Source organism: Streptomyces sp. H51 (assembly GCF_035656535.1).
Classification (GTDB): domain Bacteria; phylum Actinomycetota; class Actinomycetes; order Streptomycetales; family Streptomycetaceae; genus Streptomyces.
Genome location: NZ_JAYMHD010000066.1, coordinates 281,196 through 302,390 on the forward strand (window position 1 = coordinate 281,196; position 21,195 = coordinate 302,390).

A 21,195-nucleotide genomic window follows, 5' to 3' on the forward strand; every position below is an offset into this window, starting at 1 on the left:
CACCGGGCCCCGCCACCGCCGGGGATCGTCGGTCGGCCGTCACCGCCGATCGGCCGCCACGGTCACTCGGCCGTCACCGCCGGTCGGCCGTCACCGCCGGTCGGCCGCCACCGCCGGTCGGCCGCCACCGCCGGTCGGCCGTCGCCGTCACTCGGCGGCGATGGCGCGCAGGACGTCCAGGCGCGCCGCCCGCCGGGCCGGGCGCAGGCCCGCCAGGACTCCGGCCGCCAGGCCGACCAGCGCCACGGTCAGCAGCCGCACCGGCGGGACGGCGAACGCGAAGGCGCTGTCGCTCGCTCCGTCGGAGGCTTCGACCAGGGTCCAGCCGAGGAAGGTGCCCAGGGCGAGACCGTTGACGGTGCCGAGGGCGGCGACCAGGACGGACTCCCAGCGGACCATGGCCCGCAGTTGGGGGCGGGTCTGGCCGACGGCCCGCAACAGCCCCAGTTCGCGGGTGCGTTCGTGGACCGCCAGGGTGAGGGTGTTGGCGATGCCCAGCAGCGCGATGAGGACCGCGAGCGCGAGCAGCGCGTAGACCAGGGTCAGCATCATGTCGATGCCGCCGGCCGAGGAGCGCGCGTACTCGGCGCGGGTCTGCACCTCGGGGTTGCCGTAGCGCGCGGCGACCTTCCGCACCGCGGCCCTGCCCGCGTCGGCGCGCACGCCGTCCCGGAAGGTGACCGCGACGAGCCTGTCGGCGTCCTGCGTGCGGTGCGGGGCCCAGGCGGCGCGGGTGATGACGTAGTCGCCGGCGAGTTCGGAGCGGCCGTAGACGGCGCGGACGGTGAACGTCTCCGTCCGGCCGTCGGCGAAGGCGAGCCGCGCCGTGTCGCCGGTGGTGAGGCGCTGCCTCTCGGCCTCCTTCCTGGTGAGGGCGATGCCGTCGGCGCCGAGGTGGCGCAGGGAGCCGTCGATGTCGCCCAGGTCGAAGGTGCGTTCCAGGGCTACCGGGTCGGTCACCGTCAACGCCCTCCCCTTGCCGTCGACTTCGGCCACGCCGCGGCCGAGCCCCACGGCGGTGTCCACCTCGGGCAGGCGGCCGATCGCCGCGGCGAGCCGGGGGCTGAGTCCGCTGCCGCCCGCGCCGAACGACGGGGTGCTCACGGCCACGTCGCCCGCGAAGGACCGCGACACGGTCTGGTCCATGGTCGCCTTGAGCGAGGCCGCGAACACCGTGAACAGCGACACGACGGCCACCCCGATCATCAGGGCGGTGGCGGTGGCGGCCGTCCGCCGGGGACTGCGCAGGGCGTTGCGCCGCGCGAGGGACCCGGTGACGCCGCGCAGCCGGCCGAGGGGGCCGCCGAGGGCGCGTACGGCCGCGCCGGCGAGGACCGGGCCGAGGACCACGAAGGACACCAGCGCCAGGACGGCGCCGGCTCCCGCCGCCCAGAGCGACCGTGCGGCCAGGACGCCGGTGAGCGTGACGGCGACGGCGATGACGGCGAGGCCCGCTCCGGCCACGGCCCGCGTGCGGGAGGCGCCGGAGCGGTCGACGGCCGTCTCGCGCAGGGCGGCCAGCGGGGCGGTGCGCCCGGCGCGTACGGCGGGCAGGAGGGCGGAGCCGAGGCAGACCAGGACGCCGACCGCGAGCGGCAGGGCCAGCGACACGGCGCCGATCACCAGGTCGCCGTCGGGGAAGGGGAAGCCGATCGCCGGGAACAGCGCCCGGAGTCCCGCGGCGACGCCGATGCCGCCCGCCAGCCCGGCCGCCGACGCGGTGACGGCCACGGCGCCAGCCTCCAGCAGGGTCGCCGCGGTGATCTGGCGGCGCGTGGCGCCGAGTGCCCTGAGCAGGGCGTTCTCGCGTGTGCGTTGGGCGGTGACGATGGCGAGGGTGTTGTGGATGGAGAAGGTCGCCACCAGCAGGGCGACGCCGGAGAAGACCAGCAGGAAGGTGGTGAAGAGGGTGAGGAACCGGCTGGAGACCAGGTCGGTGTTCTCCTGCGCCGACTCCTGGCCGGTGATCGCCTCGACGCCCGCGGGCAGGGCGCGGGTCAGACGGGACACCAACTGGCGCTGGCCCACGCCGGGTTCGGCCCGTACGAGGATGCTCGCCGCCTCGCCCGGCCTGGCCGTGAGGTACTTCTCGGCGTCGGCCCGCGTCATGCCGGTGTAGGTCACCTGCGCCATGCCGTCCTCGCCGCCGAAGGTCGCGAGGCCGACGACCGTCACCCGGACCGGGTCGGGTGTGCGCAGGGTCGTGGTGTCGCCGATGTGCAGGCCGCCCTTCTTCGCGGCGCCGCGGTTGACGACGACCTCGCCGGGCTCGAGCGGGGCGCGGCCCTCGGCGAGCCGGTAGGGGTTGAGCTCCGGGTCGGCGATCCAGTTCCCGGCGACGGTGGGCGGGCCCTGGCCGCCGACGGGCTCTCCGTCGGCCCCGACGAGCTGGCCGGCGCCCTGGATGTCGGGCTCGGCGGCGGCCACGCCCGGCACCGCGGCGAGGGCGTCGGCGAGGTGCGCGTCGACCGGCCGGCGCACGCCCTGGCCCTCACCGGGCGCGGTGACGGCGCCGGCGCCGCGGACGACGGCGTCGGTGCCGCGGGCCGCGTCGCCGAACATGGTGTCGAAGCCGGCGCGGAGCGTGTCGCCCATGACGAGGGTGCCGGCCAGGAAGGCGACGCCGAGGAACACGGCGAGGAACGTGCCGGCGAAGCGCCGCTTGTGGGTGCGCAGGGAGGCCGCGCTCAGGCGGACGGAGGCGTTCATCAGCGCACCTCGAAGGATTTCAGCCGGTCCAGGACCCGGTCGGCGGTCGGCGCGTCCATCCGGTCGACCAGGTGTCCGTCCGCGAGGAAGACGACCTCGTCGGCGTGGGCGGCGGCCACCGGGTCGTGGGTGACCATGACGACCGTGCGGCCGGTGCGGCGCACGGTGCGGCCGAGCAGCCCGAGGACCTCCTGGCCGGAGCGTGAGTCGAGGTTGCCGGTCGGCTCGTCGGCGAAGACCACGTCCGGGCGGCCGGCGAACGCCCTTGCCACGGCGACGCGTTGCTGCTGGCCGCCGGAGAGCTCGGCGGGCCGGTGGTGCAGCCGGTCGCGCAGGCCGACGATGTCGACGAGCGCGTCGGTCCACTCCGGGTCGCCGCCCTCGCCCGCGAGGTCCAGCGGCAGCGTGATGTTCTCCAGGACGGTCAGCGTGGGCACCAGGTTGAACGCCTGGAAGACGAAACCCACCCGGTCGCGGCGCAGCAGGGTCAGGCGCCGGTCGTCGAGGCCGCCCAGGTCGGTGTCGCCGACGAAGGCGGCACCCGAGGTGAGCGTGTCGAGGCCGGCCGCGCAGTGCATCAGGGTGGACTTGCCGGAGCCCGAGGGCCCCATGATCGCGGTGAAGCGGCCGGCCGGGAAGTCGACGCTCACCCCGTCCAGGGCCCTGACCGCGGTGTCGCCGCGGCCGTAGACCTTGACGGCGTCGACGACCCGGGCGGCCGTCCGGGTGCCGGTCGTCGTGGTCATGCCGCACCGCCCCTGCCGCCCCTGCCGGTGCGGCCGAACTGCTCGTCCAGGACGGACAGCCGGCGCCAGTACTCGTCCTCGTCGATCTCACCGGAGGCGAAGCGGTGGCCGAGCACGGTGATCGGTGAGTTCTCCTGGAGGGTGGGCCGCCACGGGGCGCCGCCGCGTCCGCGCCGCACCGTGCGGCGCAGCAGGGTGACGGCGCCGGTCACGACGGCCGCCCAGACCAGTGGGAACAGCAGGATCCACGGGCCTGGCCCGCCGTCGCCGAAGTGCGCCAGGGTCTGCATGTCGGTTCAGCTCCTCGGAGTCGCGATGGAGGTGACGGAGGCGGTGGCCTCGTCGTCCCGTCGCTTCCGAGGGTCGTCCCCGGAGGGGGCCCCGGTCGTCGTACGGCCAGCGGCACCGCGCCTACCGCGGGGGGAGTACGCGGGCGGCGGGCGGCTGCTTCCCGGTCCGGCTCAGCGGGGGGTGACGTCCCCGTGGCTGATGAGGTAGTGGAAGGTGTCGGAGTAGCCGATCGACGGCGTGACCAGCAGGCTGACGTCGACGGGTGCGGGCTCGGTGCTCGCGGTGGCGAACTCGCGGACCGCGTGCCTGCCGGTCAGCGGGAACCAGAACCAGCCGTCGGCCTTGCCCACCGTGATGTGGTCGGACTCCTTCCAGGCCCCGCCGTCACGGACGAAGACCCGCAGGCGCACGGTGGCGGCGTACTTGTCGGAGGTGGACCGCAGGGCGGTGAGCGTGACCTTGTAGTCCGTGCCGAGAACCGATGTCGCGACGTCCCGGGACTGCGGGGCCCTGCGGGTGGGCGCCGACGCTCCGGCGCCCGCGGTGGCGACGGAGCCCGTGGTGGCCAGGGTGGTGAGTACGAGCGCTGCGGCGGAGAGTGCGACGGTCCGCCGGTGCGGCCCGCGCGGTGTCTTGTCTGTCGTCATGTCGGCCTCCCTCACTGAAGGGGACACGCGGGCGGCGGGCGGCGGTTGCCGGCCGTTCGGCCCTGGGCGCGGCGGCCCCGTGGACGTTACCTGTCAGTATGTACGGTTCCGCACCCGAATGCCTGCGCTGAGTCACCGTCGACACGCGGACGAGGACGCGTCGGGAACGATCCGGCGGGCCGTTTCGTTGCCCGGACCCATCGACTTCGTGATCCCTGGGAGCATCGTGCCCGCGAACCCGTCCGCCGCATCCACCACCTCCACCGCCGCCGTCGCCTCCGCCACGTCCACCGTTCTCCCGGCCCTCCCGGCCCTGAGCACGCAGGCCGAACGTCTGATCGAACTGGGGGTGCATCAGTCGGCGGGGCTGCCCGCCGCCCGGCTCCGCGCCTTCGCCGCCGCGGCCGAGGCCGTCGCGGGCGGGGAGGGCGCCCTGCTCACCGTGCACCCGGACCTGGCCCCCGCGTCCGTCCTCGCGCCGCTGCTTCGCCATGACGGCAAACCGGGCTTCGTCGTGACGGACATGACGGATGTCGACCTCTTCGCCCCGCTCGACAGCGTCGTGCTGCCCGACTCCCCGCTCCACGTCCTCACCGGCCTGGACCGCGGCGACCACATGGCCGACTGGAGCCCGAACGAGGCGCTGCCCGCCCTCACGGAGGAGGCCCGCACCCCGTTACTGCTCACCGAGGGCATCCACTGGGTGCTGCAGCAGCCCGCCGTCCTGGAGCGCAACCACTGCTTCATGACCATCGGCTCCCGGCTGCGCAAGGCGGGCGGCGTGCTGGACGCCCGTACCCCGGCGGTCTGGATCAGCAACGGCACCGGGCGGGACGGCCGCGAGCGCCGCAACGCGCCCAAGGTCGGCTGGTGCTGGGCGGGCAACCGGCACACCTGGCTCGGTTTCGCCTCGGCGGCGGACCGCCGGGGCGGGGCTCGGTAGGCCCGTCTCACCGCAGGCGGGACGGGGGGTCGGTGTCGAGGAGGGCCACGTTAGCGCGGTCCTCGGGATCCTCGCTGGGCTCGGCGGCGAACCAGGCGTCGAGGATCTCCGTCAGCAGCGGTCCGGACGTCAGCCGCAGGCTCAGCGCCAGTACGTTCGCGTCGTTCCAGCGGCGGGCGCCGTCGGCCGTGCCGGCGTCCGTGCACAGGGCGGCCCGCACCCCGGGCACCTTGTTCGCGGCGATGGACGCGCCGGTGCCGGTCCAGCAGCACACGACCGCCTGCTCCGACGTCCCGGCGGCGACCTCCCGGGCCGCGGCCCGGGAGCACACGGCCCACTGCGGGTCGTCGCCGGCCTTCAGCGCCCCGTGGGTCACCACCTCGTGGCCGCGCCCGCGCAGTTCGTCGACGAGGAGGCGGGCCACCGGCTCGTCCATGTCGGAGGAAACGGAGATGCGCATGGTCGGTCCGGGCTCCTTCGGGCTCAGGCCGCCAGTGCGGCCAGGGGGTCGTCCAGGACCGGCTGCCACGCCAGCTCCGCGGCGCCGACCAGGCTGTTGTGGTCCAGGCTGCAGGCCAGGATGGGCACACCGCCGCTCTGGCCCCACAGACTGCGGCCGGCGACCACCGCGCGCAGCCGGTCGGGGTCGGCGTCGTGGAGGGCTCGGTGCAGGCCGCCGAGGATGATGCGGTCGGGGTTGAGGATGTTGACCAGGCCCGCCAGGCCGAGGCCGAGGCGGTCGATGAGGGTCTCGGCGGCCACGCGGACGGACGGGGTGTCGTAGTGGTCGCGGATCAGGTCGCGGGCGTGCTGCAGCAGGGACACCTCCGGGCCGGGGTCGAGGCCGGCGGCCGTGAGGAAGGCCAGCGGGTCGGCCTCGACGTCGAGACAGCCGCGGCTGCCGCAGTGGCAGGGGCGGCCCGCGGGGTTGACGGTGAGGTGGCCGACCTCCAGCGCCAGGCCCGAACTCCCGGTGTGCAGGCGCCCGTCCAGCACCAGCGCGCCGCCCACGCCGCGGTGCCCGGTGGCCACGCACAGCAGGTCCCGCGCGCCGCGGCCCGCCCCGTGCCGGTGCTCGGCGAGCGCGGCGAGGTTGACGTCGTTGCCCGCGAAGGCCGGTCCGGTGATCCCGGCCTCGCGCACCCGCTCCGCGAAGATCCGCCGCACCGGCGCGCCCACGGGCCAGGCGAGATGCAGCGGGTTCAGGGCGAGGCCCTCCGGCTCGGCGACCGCGGACGGCACGGCCAGTCCGGCGCCGACGCAGCGCAGGCCGGTCTCCCGCAGCAGCCGCGCGCCGGCGTCGACGACCGAGCCGAGCACCTTCGCCGGATCGGCGTCGACGGTCTCGCAGCCGGGCGCGGTGGCGACGATCCGGCCGCCGAGGCCGACCAGCGCGGCCCGGAACCCGTCGGTGTGCACCTGCGCGGCGAGGGCGACCGGACCCTCCTCGGCGATCTCCAGCCGGTGCGAGGGCCTGCCCTGCGAGCCGGCCGCCGCGCCGGGCCGGGCGTCGACCCGGATCAGCCCGAGCGCCTCCAGCTCGGCGGCGACCGCGCCGGCCGTGGCCCGCGTCACCCCGAGTTCGGCGGTGAGCACGGCCCGGGTGGGCGCCCGTCCGGTGTGCACGAGCTCCAACGCGGGGCCGAGCGCGCCGCGCCCCCGGTCCAGCCGCGTCCTCGAGGTGGTCCCTTCCCCCGCCGGCCGGGGGTCCGCCTTGCCGCTCATGAGGGCGAGTCTCCCATGATCCGCGGGCGCGCCGGGCTACGGGCCGCCGACCCGGAGCGTGACGTTCAGCCGTCCGGCCAGCCCCAACTCCGGTGGCCCGGTGCCCGGATGGACCCGGGGCACGCCGTGATGGGCGAGCCGGGACGGGCCGCCGAAGACGAACAGGTCGCCGCTGCGCAGTTCGACGTCCGTCCAGGGCCTGGTGCGGGTCTCGGCGTTGCCGAAGCGGAAGACGCAACTGTCGCCCAGGCTGAGCGAGACGACCGGCGCGTCGGACCTCTCGTCGCTGTCGCGGTGCATGCCCATGCGGGCGTCGGCGTCGTAGTGGTTGATCAGCGCGATGTCGTAGGGGGGTGTCGTCGTCCCCAGCGTGTCCGCGACGGCGCGGCGGGCCAGGTCGCCGAGCCATGCCGGGAACGGCTTCACCGGGGCGCCGTCGCCGTCGACGGCCGTGGCGGCGTAACCGTACGGGTACCAGTGCCGGCCGAGGCAGACCTGGCGGGCGGACATCGTGCCGCCGCCGGGCGTGCGGACGGTGCGCAGGCCGGCGGGCGGGCGGGCCCACGCGCGGCACGCCCGCAGCAGCTCCCGCTGACCCGCCGCGTCCAGCCAGTCCGGTACGTGCACCGCGCCGGGCGCGACCTCGGCGCGGAACCGGGGGAACAGTCCGGCATCCATGTCTTCCATCGTGCCCCGTCCCGCTGCGTGCCCTCGCCGGGCGGGGCGGGCCGGGGCCGGACGGGCCGAGGCCCCACGGGCCGGGACCAAGCGAGCCAGGGCCGGACGGGCCGAGGCCCCACGGGCCGGGACCAAGCGAGCCAGGGCCGGACGGGTCGAGGCCCCACGGGCCGGGACCGGGCGAGCCAGGGCCGGACAGGCCGAGGCCCCACGGGCCGGGACCGGGCGAGCCAGGGCCGGACAGGCCGAGGCCCCACGGGCCGGGACCGGGCGAGCCAGGGCCGGACAGGCCGAGGCCCCACGGGCCGGGACCGGGCGGGCCGGGACCGGACAGGCCGAGGCCCCACGGGCCGGGACCGGGCGGGCAGGGACCGGACAGGCCGAGGCCCCACGGGCCGGGACCGGGCGGGCCGGGGCCGGACAGGCCAAGGCCCCACGGGCCGAGGCCCCACGGGCCGAGGCCCCACGGGCCGGGGGCCCGGCGGGCCGGGGCCAGACGGGCCGAGGCCCCACGGGCCGGGACCGGGCGGGCCGGGGCCGGACGGGCCGCGGCGGCGCGGTTCCTCCCGGGCGACGCCGGACGGCCCTCTCCGCAGGCCTTAGCCTTGGGGCACGATGAACGACCGGATGACCACGCCCTGGGGCGAGCTCGCGCTGACCCGTTTCCCGCACGACCCGCGCGAGAGGCTGCGTGCCTGGGACGCCGCCGATGCCTATCTGCTGCGGCATCTGGCCGACGAGGAGGTGCCGCTGTCGGGCACCGTGGTGGTGGTCGGGGACCGGTGGGGCGCCCTGGTCACCGCCCTCGCGGCGCACCGGCCCGTGCAGATCACCGACTCCTTCCTGGCGCAGCGGGCGACCCGGGCGAACCTGGCGCGGGCCGGGGCCGAACCGGGCACCGTGCAGCTGCTGACCACCCAGGACCCGCCGCCCGAGCGGGTCGACGTGCTGCTGGTGCGGGTGCCCAAGAGCCTGGCGCTGCTCGAGGACCAGCTGCTGCGGCTGGCGCCCGCCGTCCATGCGGGCACGGTCGTCGTGGGCGCCGGGATGGTGAAGGAGATCCACACCTCGACGCTGCGGCTGTTCGAGCGGATCCTCGGCCCGACCCGCACCTCGCTCGCGGAGCAGAAGGCCCGCCTGATCCTCTGCACGCCCGACCCGGCGCTTCCCCGGCCCGTCAACCCGTGGCCGTACAGCTACGCCCTGCCCGACGGGATCGGCCCGCTGTCGGGGCGGACCGTCGTCAACCACGCGGGGGTGTTCTGCGCCGACCGGCTCGACATCGGCACCCGTTTCTTCCTGCGGCACCTGCCGGCCGGGCGGGGTGCCCGCCGGGTGGTGGACCTGGGCTGCGGCAACGGTGTCGTCGGCGCGGCGGTGGCGGCCGCCGATCCGGCGGCCGAGGTGCTGTTCGTGGACGAGTCGTTCCAGGCCGTCGCCTCGGCGGAGGCCACGTGGAAGGCCGGCGGGCTGCCGGGACAGGCCGAGTTCCGGGTCGGGGACGGGCTGGCGGGGGTGCCGGACGGCAGCGTCGACCTGGTGCTCAACAACCCGCCGTTCCACTCGCACCAGGCGACGACCGACGCCACCGCGTGGCGGATGTTCACCGGCGCCCGGCGTGCGCTGCGGCCCGGTGGCGAGCTGTGGGTGGTCGGCAACCGGCACCTGGGGTACCACGTCAAGCTGCGGCGGCTGTTCGGCAACAGCGAACTCGTCGCCGGCGACCGGAAGTTCGTGGTGCTGAAGGCCGTGAAGAGGTGATCAGGCGCCGGCGAGCACGCGGGTGATCCGCTCCACCGTACGGGCCATCGCCTCCCGTCCCACGCTCAGGTAGGCGCGGGAGTCCGCCGCCTCGGGATGGGCGGCCAGGAAGGTGCGGATGGCGCCCGTCATGGCGAGGTTGAGGGCCGTGCCGACGTTCACCTTGGCGATGCCGCCCGCGACGGCGGCTACGAGTTCGCCGTCCGGGAGCCCGGAGGAGCCGTGCAGCACGAGGGGCACCTCCAGGGTGGCGAACAGGCGTCCGAGGAGGTCGTGGTCGAGGGTGGCGGTGCGCGTGGTCATCGCGTGCACGCTGCCGACGGCGACGGCGAGGGCGTCCACGCCCGAATCGGCGACGAAGGCGCGGGCCTGGTCGGGGTCGGTGCGGGCGCCGGGGGCGTGGGCGTCCAGCGGCGGCTGGTCGTCCTTGCCCGCGACCTGCCCCAGCTCGGCCTCGATCCAGAGCCCCTGGGCATGCGCCCAGCTCGCCGCCGCGCCGGTCGCGGCGAGGTTGTCCGGGTAGGGCAGGTGGGACGCGTCGTACATCACCGAGCTGAAGCCGGCGTCCGGCGCCTGCCGCAGCAGGCCGTCGCTCCGGACGTGGTCGAGGTGCAGGGCGACCGGTACGGCGGCGCGTTCGGCGGCGGCGACGGCGGCGCGGGCGAGCGGCAGCAGCCGCCCGTAGCGGAACTTGACGGCGTTCTCGCTGACCTGGAGGACGACGGGGGCCCGCGCGGACTCGGCGCCGGCGATGACGGCCTCGACGTGTTCCAGCGTGATGACGTTGAAGGAGGGGACGGCGGAGCGGGCCGCCGCGGCGCGGGCGACGAGCTCGCCGGTGGTCACGAGGGGCACGGCCGGTCCTTTCCGGGACTCCGGGGCTTCAGGGCTCAGGGGTTCAGGGGTTCAGGGGCTCGCGGGCTGAGTGCTCCGGGGTTCAGGGCACTGGGGCTCAGGGCACTGGGGTTCAGGGCACTGGGGCTCAGGGCACTGGGGTTCAGGGCACTGGGGCTCAGGGCACTGGGGCTGAAGGCACTGGTGCTCAGGGCTCAGGGCTCAGGGCGTGAGGATCACCGAGCGGGTGAGGTGGCGCGGGCTGTCCGGGTCGAGGCCGCGGGCGGCGGCCACCGCGACGGCGAGGCGCTGGACGCGGACCAGCCCGGCGAGCGGGTCGAGGTCGTCCGCCACCCACGTCCCGCCGGTGGCGCGCACCTGTCCGGCCAGCCCCTCCGGCGGCTCGCCGAGCATCCAGGTGGCGGTGGAGCGGGTGGTGATGCTGATGGGGCCGTGCCGGTACTCCATCGCCGGGTAGGCCTCGGTCCAGGCGAGCGCGGCCTCGCGCATCTTCAGCCCCGCCTCGTTGGCCAGGCCGACCGTCCAGCCCCGGCCCAGGAAGGTGAACTGCGCGCAGTCGACGAGCCCTTCGGGCAGCGGGGTGGCGAGCGCGGTGCGGGCGTCGGCGACGACGGCGTCGGTGTGCAGGCCGAGGTGGGCACGCAGCAGGGTCAGCGCGCTGGTCGCGAACCGGGTCTGGACGACGGAGCGTTCGTCGGCGAAGCGGAGTACGACGGTGTCGTCGGCGGCGTCCATGACGGGCGTGTCCGGGTCGGCGGTGACGGCGACGGTCCGGGTGCGCCCCTTCAGCCTGCCGAGCAGCTCCAGTACTTCGGTGGTGGTGCCGGAGCGGGTGAGGGCGACGACGCGGTCGTAGGACCGCCCGTGGGGGAACTCGGAGGCGGCGAAGGCGTCCGTCTCGCCCTGGCCCGCGGCCTCGCGCAGGGCCGCGGCCGCCTGCGCCATGAAGTACGACGTGCCGCATCCGGTGAGCGCGACCCGCTCCCCCGGCGCCGGAAGCAGGCCGGCGTGCCGGCCGGCCTCCGCGGCCGCGCGCGTCCAGCACTCGGGCTGGCTGGCCAGTTCGTCCTCGACGTACGTCATGGCGTCCCCTCCTCGTCACCGCACCCCTGATTTTTCCTGCAAGATACAGAGCACTTTCGAGCAACTTCAAGCATCTGGACGCGATCGTGGTGCGCTAGGGTCGCCGGGAGGCCGAGGGACGGAGGGTGCGCATGTCGCGGGACGCCCGCTGGAAGGCGCTGCTGGAACTGCTCGTCGAGCGCGGCCGGCTCGACGTGGAGGAGGCGGCCGCCGATCTGCGGGTGTCGGCCGCGACGATCCGGCGCGACTTCGACCAGCTCGCCGAGCAGCAGATGCTGGTGCGGACCCGGGGCGGCGCGGTCGTGCACGGGGTGTCGTACGAACTGCCGCTGCGGTACAAGACGGCGCGGCACGCCTCCGAGAAGCAGCGCATCGCGAAGGCCGTCGCCGCTCTGGTGTCCCCCGGCGACGCGGTGGGGCTCACCGGCGGCACGACCACCACCGAGGTGGCGCGCGCCCTGGCCGTGCGCGGCGATCTCTCCTCCGGTCCGCCCGCGCTCACCGTGGTCACGAACGCGCTGAACATCGCCAACGAGCTCGCCGTGCGCCCCCAGTTCAAGATCGTGGTGACCGGCGGGGTCGCGCGCCCGCAGTCGTACGAACTCGTCGGGCCGCTCGCCGACGAGGTGCTGGGCCGGCTCACCCTCGATGTGGCGGTGCTCGGCGTGGTCGCCTTCGACGTCACCCACGGCGCCGCCGCGCACGACGAGGCGGAGGCCGCGGTCAACCGGCTGCTGTGCGAACGGGCCGAGCGCGTGGTGGTCGCGGCCGACTCCAGCAAGCTGGGCCGGCGCGCGTTCGCCCGCATCTGCGCGGCCGACGCGGTGGACACCCTCGTCACGGACACGGCGGCGAGCCCGGACGCGGTGCGGCGGTTCGAGGAGGCCGGGGTGCGGGTCGTCGCCGTCTGACCCGACGCCACCCGCGCCTCGACGATTCCCACGGTCGCGCCCTCTCGAACCCCGCGCCCGCGCCCTCGCCTTCATGAACCCCGCGCTCGGGGCGGCGATCCGACCTAAGCTGGAGCGGGGATCCGGTCGGGGCAGGGAGGCTGCGATGGGCGGTAGCGCGACCGACGAGGAGAGGCCGGGGTCCGCCCCGCGCTGTCTGCCGATCGCGGAGCACGGTCTCATCGGTGATCTGCGCAGCGTGGCCCTGGTGGGCACCGACGGCACCATCGACTGGTACTGCTGTCCGTCCTTCGACGCGCCGAGCGTCTTCGCGTCGATCCTCGACGCGAAGCGCGGCGGATGCTTCGAGCTGGCGGCGGCCGTCCCCGCGACGACGAAGCAGTTCTACTTCCCCGACACCAACGTCCTGATCACCCGCTTCTTCACCGAGGACGGTGTCGGCGAGGTGCAGGATTTCATGCCCATCAGCGGCGAGAAGGTCGAGGCCGACCGGCACCGGCTGATCCGGCGCGTGGTGTGCGTGCGCGGCTCGATCCCGTTCAGCGTCCGGGTCGCCCCGCGGTTCGAGTACGGCGCCCGGCCGCACACCCTGCGCATGATCAGTGGGGTGGCGCTGTTCCAGACCGCCGCGCTGTCGCTGGCGCTGACCGCGACCGTGCCGATGGAGGCCGACGGCCCCGACGCGCGGGCCGACTTCAAACTCGCCGAGGGCGAGTCGGCGGTGTTCGCGCTCGACCAGGTCGGCGGGGAGGTGCAGCCGCGCGGGTGCGCGCGGCTGGAGGCCGAGGAGCAGTTCACCACCACGGTGGCGTACTGGCGGCGCTGGCTGTCCGCCTCCAAGTACCGGGGCCGCTGGCGGGAGATGGTGCACCGCTCCGCGCTCACCCTGAAGCTGCTCACCTACGCACCCACCGGCGCGATGGTTGCCGCGCCGACCACGAGCCTGCCCGAGGAACTGGGCGGCGTGCGCAACTGGGACTACCGGTACATGTGGGTGCGCGACGCGGCGTTCTGCGTCTACGCGCTGCTGCGCCTCGGCTTCACCGGGGAGGCCGAGGCGTTCATGGAGTTCGTGACGCGGCACGTCAGTCCCGGCGACGGCAAGCCGTCCGGCCCGCTGCAGATCATGTACGGCATCGACGGCCGCACCGACCTCCCCGAGGCCGAACTCGACCACCTGGAGGGGCATCGAGGGTCGGCGCCGGTGCGGGTCGGCAACGGCGCCGCCGAGCAGTTGCAGCTCGACATCTACGGCGCGCTCATCGACTCGATCTACCTCTACGACAAGTGGGCCAAGCCGATCTCCAGCGACCAGTGGGACGACCTGTGCGCGCTGGTGGACTGGGTGTGCGAGCACTGGGACCAGCCCGACGAGGGGATCTGGGAGACCCGCGGCGGCCGGAAGAACTTCCTGTACTCCCGGCTGATGTGCTGGGTGGCGATCGAGCGGGCCATCCGCATGGCCAACCGGCGCGGCCTGCCCGCCGACCTGCCGCGCTGGCGGCAGTGCCGGGACACCATCTACCGGCGGATCATGAGCCGGGGCTGGTCGGAGTCCCGGCAGGCCTTCGTCCAGCACGAGGACGGCGACGTGCTGGACGCGGCCGTGCTGATGATGCCGCTGACCAAGTTCATCGCCCCGACCGATCCCAAGTGGCTGTCCACGCTCGACGCCCTCACCCACGACCTGGTGTCCGACTCGCTGGTCTACCGCTACGACCCGACGGCGAGCCCCGACGGGCTGCGCGGCGACGAGGGCACCTTCTCCATCTGCTCGTTCTGGTACGTCGAGGCCATGGTGCACGCCGGACGGATCGACGAAGCCCGCCTCGCCTTCGAGAAGATGCTGACCTACGCCAACCATCTCGGCCTGTACGCCGAGGAGATCAGCCACACCGGGGAGCAGCAGGGCAACTTCCCGCAGGCGTTCACCCATCTCTCGCTCATCAGCGCCGCCTTCAACCTGGACCGGGCCCTCGGCTGAGACCGGCGGCCGCCTGCGGTGGGGGGCCGTGTCACCGGTCGGTCACCGGCGCGTAGCCTCGGAGCCGGATCAGCCGGATCAGCCGGCGGGCAGGGCGGCATGTCGCGCGTCCCGGCCCGCGGCATGTCGCGCCGACGACGGGAGCCCTCATGACGAGCCTCGACGGGATGCCCGGTCTCCGGGCCGGTGAACCGGGCGACCCGCCCGCGGTGACGCTCGCCCGCGTGCGGATCGGGCCGGGCGGACCGCTGGGCAGCGTGCGGATCGCCGGCGGGAGGATCGTCGCCGTGGTGGCGGAGGACGGGCGCGAGGACGTCGCGGAGGACACCGCGGGGGAATCCGCACGGGATGCCGCGGGGGACGCGGTGGTCGACCTGGGCGGGCGGACCGTCCTGCCCGGACTGTGGGACGGCCACGTGCACATGGCCCAGTGGGCCGGCAACCGGCACCGGCTCGACCTGTCCGGCCTCGGCTCGGCGCGGGCGGTGGCCGAGGCCGTGCGACGGCACGCGGCCGGCCTGCCCGCCGGGGAGATGCTGACAGGTCACAGTTTCCGGGACGGGCTGTGGTCCGACACGCCGCACCTGTCGCTGCTCGACGCCGTGTGCCCGGACCGGCCGGTCGCGCTGGTCGCCGCGGACCTGCACGCCGCGTGGCTGAACTCGGCGGGACTGGCGCGGGTCGGACGGGGCGGCCATCCGACGGGCCTGCTGCGGGAGCACGAGTGCTTCGAGGTGCTCGACGCGCTGACCGAGGCGCCCGCCGAGGCCCTCGACCGGTGGGTGGCCGAGGCGTGCCGGGACGCGGCCGCGCGGGGCGTCACGGGCATCGTCGACTTCCACTTCGCCGACAACGTCACCGACTGGAGCCGGCGCGCCGCGGCGGCGCCGCTCGCGGTGCGGGTGCGGGCCGCCGTGTATCCGGCGCAACTGGAAGAGGTGATCGAGCGCGGGCTCCGCACCGGCGACGTCCTGCCGGGGACCGGCGGAATGGTCCGGGTCGGCCCGCTCAAGTTGTTCACGGACGGCTCCCTCAACACGCGCACCGCGCTGTGCAGCGACCCCTACCCGGGTCTGGAGGGCACTCCGGAGGCGTACGGGGTGCAGGAGACGCCGCGGGAGGAACTGCTCCGGCTGATGCGGCGGGCCGCCGCGCACGGTCTGGAACCCGCCGTCCACGCGATCGGCGACCGCGCCAACACGCTCGCCCTCGACGCGTTCGAGGCCGTCGGCTGCCGGGGCCGCATCGAGCACGCCCAGTTGCTGACGGCGGCGGACGTGCCGCGGTTCGCGGAGCTGGGCGTCACGGCGAGCGTGCAGCCCGCGCACGCCCCCGACGACCGTGACGTCGCCGACCGGCACTGGGCCGGACGCACCGGACGGGCCTTCGCCTACGCCGACCTGCTGGCGGCCGGCGTACGCCTGGAGTTCGGCTCCGACGCCCCCGTCTCCGCCCTCGACCCGTGGCTGGGCATCGCGGCGGCCGTCAGCCGCACGGCCGACGAGCGGCCCGCCTGGCACCCGGAACAACGCCTGCCGGTACGGGCGGCGCTCTCGGCGTCGGCACTGGGCCGTTCCCGCCCCCGCGCGGGCGCCCCGGCCGACCTGGTGATCGTCGACGTGGACCCGCTGGAGGCGGACGCCCCTGCGCTGCGCGACATGCCGGTGCACGCCACCATGACCGCCGGCCGCTGGACGCACGGCCCCTGCTGAGAACACGCCGCGGCGGTCACGGTCGACGGCCGTCCCGGCGCGCGGCGCCGTAGCCGCCGGGCGGCCCGGCCGCCAGGGCCGGACGGCCCCCGCCCGACCCCGGTGGCCCCTGCGCGCACGGCACCGGCCGCGTTGCACTGGAAACGGAAGCGGCGTCGGCGACCGGGAGGCGAGGACATGGCAGGGGCAACGCCGAAGACCGCCACCGCACGTCCCGTCGGCGCCCCGCATCCCGGCCCACCGTGTCCGGGGGCACACCGGCCGGACGGCCCGTCCGCCTCTCCGGCCGTCGGGCGCCCGGTCCGGGCCGGCCCGCCCTGCTCGGAGCCAGTGTCATGATCGCCGTAGCCGTTCTGCTGCAACTGCTCATCCTCGCCGGTGCGTTGTACGACACCGCCCGTCTGCTGAACCCGGCCACGGGCCACCACACCGTGCGGGTACGACGGCACCGCGCCGCCCTGGAGGCGGCCGAGCGACGACTGGTGGGACAGCGGCTGCGCGGCCGGATCGACGCGGCCGCCTACCGGGAGAGGATGCGGTCGCTCGCCGAGGACCGGCCCCGCCCGGCCGCCGCGTGGCATCGGAGCCGGGAGGCGGGGCCCGGGTCCGCCGACGACGCGACGGGGACGCCCGGTCCCTGACCGCCGCCCGCCGCACGGTCCCTGACCGCCGCCCGCCGCACGGTCCCTGACCGCCGCCCGCCGCACGGGATGACCCGCCCCTGCCGGAGCGGCGCCCGCGCCGGGGGACGGCCGCCCGGAGGGAGGCTCGGTCGCACGCGGGTGGTCCACCGCGCCCCGACCGGCCCGGCCGCCCCGGTTCGTGCGCGGCCCGGTCCTCCGGCCCGCACCGGCGCCCCTGGCCGGGCCCGGGACGCCGGATCCGGGCGGCCATCGCCCCCGCCGCGGGTCCGGTCGCCGCCGGGCCCGTCGCCGCGGGCCCCGTCGCCGCCGTCCGGGCCGCCCCCCCGTCAGCCGCTCTTGCGGCCCACCCCCGCGTACACCCAGTACTCCGACGGGTTGTCGGGGACGCTGTCGTGCGGGTCCGGGCGCCACACGGGGACGTGCACCAGGCCCGGGTCCACCAGGTCGAAGCCCGTGAAGAGGCCGAGGATCTCCTCGTGGGAGCGGGCGGTCACCGGCGACGTGGCCCTGGACCGGTACAGCCGGCCCACCGCGGCGGCCGTGTCCGGGCGGTCCTGGTTGGTGGCGTGGGACAGGGCCAGCCAGCTGTCGCCGGGCAGGGCGTCCCGGAAGCCGGCGACGATGCCGGCCGGGTCCTCCTCCGGCGTGATGAAGTGCAGGATCGCCACCATCAGCACCGCGACCGGCTGCTCGAAGTCGATCAGTTTGCGCAGCTGCGGGGAGGACAGGACCTCGTCCGGGCGCCGGATGTCGGCGTCGACGATGTCCGCGTCCGGATTGTCCGCGAGCAGCGACGCGCTGTGGGCGACGGCGACGGGGTCCTTGTCGACGTAGACCACCCGGGCGCCGGGGCTCGCCGACTGCGCCACCTCGTGCACGTTGCCCTGCGTGGGGATGCCCGAGCCGAGGTCGACGAACTGCCGCACCCCGCTGTCGACCAGGAAACGCACGGCCCGGCCGAGGAAGGCGCGGTTGGCCCGGGCGAGCAAGCGCACCTGGGGGTCGATGGCGGTGAACGCCGCCACCGCCTCCCGGTCGATGGCGAAGTTGTGCTCTCCGCCGAGCATCGCGTCGTACATCCGGGCGACGCTCGCCTTGTCGGGATCGGCTCCCGGCGGCAGAGTTCCACTGTCGGTCACCAGAACTTCCTTCCAGCACAAGGCACTTGACACCTCATCATATAGTTGCCGACGACCCGCGGCGATATCGTTGTCGTCGCCGCGCGCCCCGGTCCCCCACCCGGAAAGGCACCACGACCCTGCGGAACGAACCGCGCAGCCGCACCGAGGACACCCCCACCGCACTGCCCTCCCCCCGCCGTTCGGCCTTCTCCCCCGCGGCCGACGTCATCGGCTCGGAACTCGACCTGCGGATGACCGGCAGCCACGTCGCGCACGCGCTGGCGCCGGGCTTCTGCGACGCGGCGTCCGTCTACCTGCTGGAGCGCTGGCGCCGCGAGGAGACCGCGTACGTCACCGCGGACCCGCCCCAGATAGAGGCGCGCCGCCTGGCCCTGCGGGTGGGCACGGACGCGCCGGAGGCGTGGGAGGGCGTGCTGCCGGTCGGCGAAGTGATCGTCTTCCCCCGCGAGACGCCGTACGCCCGCGCGCTCGCCGACGGACAGGCCCAGCTGCACGACTCCGTCGACGCGCACACGGCCGAACGGCTCACCGCCTCCGGCCCCGGCGACATCCGGATCGGCATGCTGCTGCAGGCGGCGTCCTTCCTGGTGGTGCCGCTGCGGCTGCGGAACACCGCGATCGGCTTCATCGCCTGCACGCGCGGGCCGGACCGGGGGCGGTTCGTGACCGGGGAGGTGGCCGCGGTGGAGTCGCTGGCCGCGCGGGCCTCCATCGCGCTGGACAACGCGCGCCGCTACGAACGCGAGCGGCGCACCGCCCTGGCCATCCGCAACAGCCTGCTTCCCGGCACCGTCCGGGAGGCCGAGGGCTGCCGCATCGCCCACGGCTGCCTGCCGGCCGGGCAGGGCACCGTCATCGGCGGCGACTGGTTCGACGTGCTCAACCGGCCGGGCGGCCGGGTCAGCCTGATCGTCGGGGACGCCATGGGGCACGGTCCGGAGTCCGCCGTCGCGATGATCCAGCTGCGCACCGCGGTCCGTACCCTGGCCGGACTCGACATGCCCGCCGTGGACCTCGTGCGGCAGTTGGACGCGCTCGCCAGCGACACCCCGGACGCCTCCTTCGCGACCTGCATCTACGCCGAGTGGGATCCGCGGCAGGGCACCTGCACCCTGGTCGGGGCGGGGCACCCGCCCCCGCTGCTGCGCGGTCCGGACGGCCGGACCGCCCCGGTGCCGCTCGCCGGGGCCGGCCTGCCCCTCGGCCTGGGCACGGGCGGCTACGAGGCGACCGTGCTGAAGGTGCCGGAACCGGCCCTGCTCGTGCTCTACAGCGACGGACTCGTCGAGTCCCGCGAACACGACATCGACCAGGAGATCGCCCGCCTCGCCCGCACGCTGGACGAGGCCGCCGCCGACCTCCCCGACCCGGACGCCGGCGGCCCGGACCCGCTGCCGGCGCTGTGCCGGCGGCTGCTGCACAGCACGGCCGTCGCCGACGACCGCACCGTGCTGCTCGCCCGGCTGACGCCCACGCGGGACTGAGCCCACCGCCGTCCCGTCCGGAGCTCAGGCCGTCAGGGTCGCCCACACGGCGTTGCCGCCGGTGAGCCGCGAGCGGTCCACGCCCCAGGCCTGGGCCAGTTGCTCCACCAGCAGCAGACCGCGTCCTCCCTCGTCGTCCGGGCCCGGGTCGCACCGGGGCAGGTCGCGGCCCGTGTAGTCGTGGTCGTGCACCTCCAGGCGCACGCATCCGTCGGCGACCAGCCCGATGCCGCACAGGATCCGCGCGCTCAGCGTGTGGCGCACGGCGTTGGTGGCCAGTTCGGACAGCAGCAGCACCGCGTCCGCGCACACCTCCCCGGGCACGCGCCAGCCGGTCAGCCGCGCACCCATGGAGCGGCGGGCGACCCGGACGCTGGAGCGGTGCGCGGGCAGCTCGAGCCAGTGCGCGCGATCCGGGTCGGGGACGTCTAACAGCTGGGAGTACGAGGTCGTCTGGGAGAACACGGTGTTGGCCTTCCGTGGGGGCGGAGCACAGCCGAGGGGGCGGGGGACGTACACCGAACGACTGAGCGCGCCAACTCCATTGGGACTATGGATTGTTGACAGGGAAGCGCTCGCGTTCTGGCGGCACGGATCACCCAAGTAACTATGCTGGTACTGGAGTTCAGGCTGCAACCAGCTCCCTGATAATTTCACACAGCCGGTGTCGGTCTGGCAGCTTCATCAAGTGCCTGTCAGAATCCGGTGGGTGACGGACCATCAGGAGGTAGGGGCGTGAGCGAAGGCCGTTCTGGTGCGGGCAGCGGCGCCAGCGCACCCACCGTGCTCCGCATGATCCTCGGCCGACGGCTGCAGGAGCGGCGGCAGAACGCCGGCGCATCGCTGGAGGACGCGGCGCGGGCGCTGCGGGTGAAGACCCTGACCATCCGGCGCCTGGAGAAGGCGGAGGTCGCTCTCAAGCCGCTCTACGTGGAGAAGCTGCTGGAGACCTACGGGGCGGACCGGCAGGAGATCGACGAGTTCGTCGCCCTCGCCGAGCGGGCCAACGAGCCCGGCTGGTGGCACACGTACCGGGACGTGCTGCCCACCTGGTTCAGCGCGTACGTCAGCCTGGAGACCGGCGCCAAGACCCTGCGCACCTACGAGCCCCACTACGTCACGGGCCTGCTGCAGACCCCCGCGTACGCGCGCGGCGTCCTCGGCGGCGGCTTCCCGAACGACAGCGACGAGGACCTCGAACGGCGCGTGGACCTGCGGCTGCGCCGCGCCGGCCTGCTGGACCGAGCCGACGCGCCCACGCTGTGGGTGGTGATGGAGGAGGCCGTGCTGCACCGGGTGGTCGGCGGTCCCGAGGTCATGCGGGAACAGATCGAACGGCTCCTGGAGGTCTCGGAGCTGGAGCACGTCAGCGTCGACGTCGTGCCGTTCACGGCCGGCGCCCACGTCGGCGCCTGCGCGCCGTTCACGTACTTCCGCTTCGAGGAGCCGGAACTGCCCGACATCGTCTACAGCGAGATCCTCTCCGGCGCGATGTACCTGGACCAGCGTTCGGACGTGGTGGCTCATCTCGAGGCGCACAACCGCATGTCCCTGCTGACCTCGGACGCGGAGAGCAGGGCGCTCCTGGACCGCATGCGCAAGGAGTACTCATGACCACCATCGACGATGACGTCTACAACGGGATGCCCGCCTCGGACCTAGGTGAACACGGCTGGGAGTCTCCGTGGAGCGGCCCGAACGGCGGCCAGTGCGTGCAGACCAAGCAGCTCGCCGACGGCCGGGTGGCCCTGCGGCAGTCGACGGATCCCGCCGGGCCCGCGCTGATCTACACCTCCGAGGAGATCGCCGCGTTCGTCGCGGGGGTCAAACGGGGCCTCGCCGACCACCTGGCGGCCGGCTGAGCCGCCCACCGAACCCGA

Annotated in this window: 20 protein-coding genes; 9 read left to right on the top strand and 11 right to left on the bottom strand. The window is 75.0% G+C overall.

The genetic code is table 11. The annotated features are described in order from the left end of the window. Positions 1-147: 147 nt before the first annotated feature. From VKA29_RS23180 to VKA29_RS23195, 4 genes are all read right to left on the bottom strand, one after another. Complete coding sequence (locus VKA29_RS23180) at positions 148-2,709, bottom strand: ABC transporter permease (protein WP_324787869.1); 2,562 nt, start codon at positions 2,707-2,709, stop codon at positions 148-150. Then, positions 2,709-3,455: an ABC transporter ATP-binding protein gene (locus VKA29_RS23185; RefSeq protein ID WP_324787870.1), complete on the bottom strand. Its 747-nt coding sequence runs from the start codon at positions 3,453-3,455 to the stop codon at positions 2,709-2,711. The genes VKA29_RS23180 and VKA29_RS23185 overlap by 1 nt, the downstream gene beginning before the upstream one ends. Then, the gene (locus VKA29_RS23190) at positions 3,452-3,745 is read right to left on the bottom strand and encodes an SHOCT domain-containing protein (protein WP_324787871.1); all 294 of its coding nucleotides are present in this window, start codon (positions 3,743-3,745) and stop codon (positions 3,452-3,454) included. Before VKA29_RS23190 ends, VKA29_RS23185 begins: the two co-directional genes overlap by 4 nt. Positions 3,746-3,916: 171 nt before the next feature. Further along, complete coding sequence (locus VKA29_RS23195; RefSeq protein ID WP_324787872.1) at positions 3,917-4,393, bottom strand: hypothetical protein; 477 nt, start codon at positions 4,391-4,393, stop codon at positions 3,917-3,919. Between the two features lie 226 nt (positions 4,394-4,619). Here VKA29_RS23195 and VKA29_RS23200 point away from each other — a divergent pair, with 226 nt between their 5' ends. Continuing rightward, the gene (locus VKA29_RS23200; RefSeq protein ID WP_420718544.1) at positions 4,620-5,336 is read left to right on the top strand and encodes a DUF5701 family protein; all 717 of its coding nucleotides are present in this window, start codon (positions 4,620-4,622) and stop codon (positions 5,334-5,336) included. A gap of 7 nt (positions 5,337-5,343) precedes the next feature. Here VKA29_RS23200 and VKA29_RS23205 read toward each other — a convergent pair whose 3' ends face one another. Genes VKA29_RS23205 through VKA29_RS23215 form a run of 3 tightly spaced genes read right to left on the bottom strand, consistent with a single transcriptional unit; the run spans position 5,344 to position 7,739 of the window. After that, positions 5,344-5,796 (bottom strand): RpiB/LacA/LacB family sugar-phosphate isomerase, encoded by a 453-nt coding sequence (locus VKA29_RS23205; RefSeq protein ID WP_324787873.1) that lies wholly within the window; start codon positions 5,794-5,796, stop codon positions 5,344-5,346. Positions 5,797-5,819: 23 nt separating this feature from the next. Then, on the bottom strand, positions 5,820-7,061 hold the full coding sequence (locus tag VKA29_RS23210; protein ID WP_324787874.1) for an ROK family protein: 1,242 nt from the start codon (positions 7,059-7,061) through the stop codon (positions 5,820-5,822). Between the two features lie 36 nt (positions 7,062-7,097). Then, a complete protein-coding gene (locus VKA29_RS23215) occupies positions 7,098-7,739 on the bottom strand; it encodes an alpha-ketoglutarate-dependent dioxygenase AlkB (RefSeq protein ID WP_324787875.1) in 642 nt (213 codons plus the stop codon). A gap of 627 nt (positions 7,740-8,366) precedes the next feature. Between VKA29_RS23215 and VKA29_RS23220 the strand changes: the two genes are divergently transcribed. Then, positions 8,367-9,500 carry a methyltransferase gene (locus VKA29_RS23220; RefSeq protein WP_324787926.1) on the top strand — a complete coding sequence of 378 codons (1,134 nt, stop codon included), beginning with the start codon at positions 8,367-8,369 and terminating at the stop codon, positions 9,498-9,500. Here VKA29_RS23220 and VKA29_RS23225 read toward each other — a convergent pair whose 3' ends face one another. Continuing rightward, positions 9,501-10,355, bottom strand: coding sequence for a ketose-bisphosphate aldolase (locus tag VKA29_RS23225; RefSeq protein WP_324787876.1), 855 nt, complete (start codon positions 10,353-10,355; stop codon positions 9,501-9,503). 201 nt (positions 10,356-10,556) lie between these two features. After that, positions 10,557-11,438, bottom strand: coding sequence for an SIS domain-containing protein (locus VKA29_RS23230; protein WP_324787877.1), 882 nt, complete (start codon positions 11,436-11,438; stop codon positions 10,557-10,559). A 131-nt stretch (positions 11,439-11,569) separates the two neighbouring features. On the opposite strand from VKA29_RS23230, the gene VKA29_RS23235 reads away from it, so the two are divergent. The 4 genes from VKA29_RS23235 (at position 11,570) to VKA29_RS23250 (ending at position 16,686) form a co-directional block, all read left to right on the top strand. Further along, on the top strand, positions 11,570-12,349 hold the full coding sequence (locus tag VKA29_RS23235) for a DeoR/GlpR family DNA-binding transcription regulator (protein ID WP_324787878.1): 780 nt from the start codon (positions 11,570-11,572) through the stop codon (positions 12,347-12,349). A 145-nt stretch (positions 12,350-12,494) separates the two neighbouring features. Then, complete coding sequence (locus tag VKA29_RS23240) at positions 12,495-14,333, top strand: glycoside hydrolase family 15 protein (protein WP_324787879.1); 1,839 nt, start codon at positions 12,495-12,497, stop codon at positions 14,331-14,333. Positions 14,334-14,482: 149 nt separating this feature from the next. After that, entirely contained in the window at positions 14,483-16,045 is a 1,563-nt protein-coding gene (locus tag VKA29_RS23245) for an amidohydrolase (protein WP_324787880.1), read from the top strand. Between the two features lie 335 nt (positions 16,046-16,380). Beyond that, positions 16,381-16,686 carry a hypothetical protein gene (locus VKA29_RS23250; protein ID WP_324787881.1) on the top strand — a complete coding sequence of 102 codons (306 nt, stop codon included), beginning with the start codon at positions 16,381-16,383 and terminating at the stop codon, positions 16,684-16,686. Between the two features lie 329 nt (positions 16,687-17,015). Here VKA29_RS23250 and VKA29_RS23255 read toward each other — a convergent pair whose 3' ends face one another. Beyond that, entirely contained in the window at positions 17,016-17,828 is an 813-nt protein-coding gene (locus VKA29_RS23255; RefSeq protein WP_324787882.1) for an SAM-dependent methyltransferase, read from the bottom strand. Positions 17,829-18,061: 233 nt separating this feature from the next. Here VKA29_RS23255 and VKA29_RS23260 point away from each other — a divergent pair, with 233 nt between their 5' ends. Then, complete coding sequence (locus VKA29_RS23260) at positions 18,062-19,315, top strand: PP2C family protein-serine/threonine phosphatase (RefSeq protein WP_324787883.1); 1,254 nt, start codon at positions 18,062-18,064, stop codon at positions 19,313-19,315. A 24-nt stretch (positions 19,316-19,339) separates the two neighbouring features. Here VKA29_RS23260 and VKA29_RS23265 read toward each other — a convergent pair whose 3' ends face one another. Beyond that, a complete protein-coding gene (locus VKA29_RS23265) occupies positions 19,340-19,780 on the bottom strand; it encodes an ATP-binding protein (RefSeq protein ID WP_324787884.1) in 441 nt (146 codons plus the stop codon). A 270-nt stretch (positions 19,781-20,050) separates the two neighbouring features. On the opposite strand from VKA29_RS23265, the gene VKA29_RS23270 reads away from it, so the two are divergent. Continuing rightward, entirely contained in the window at positions 20,051-20,929 is an 879-nt protein-coding gene (locus VKA29_RS23270) for a helix-turn-helix domain-containing protein (RefSeq protein WP_324787885.1), read from the top strand. Beyond that, positions 20,926-21,177 carry a DUF397 domain-containing protein gene (locus VKA29_RS23275; RefSeq protein WP_324787886.1) on the top strand — a complete coding sequence of 84 codons (252 nt, stop codon included), beginning with the start codon at positions 20,926-20,928 and terminating at the stop codon, positions 21,175-21,177. Before VKA29_RS23270 ends, VKA29_RS23275 begins: the two co-directional genes overlap by 4 nt. The last annotated feature ends 18 nt before the right edge of the window (positions 21,178-21,195 follow it).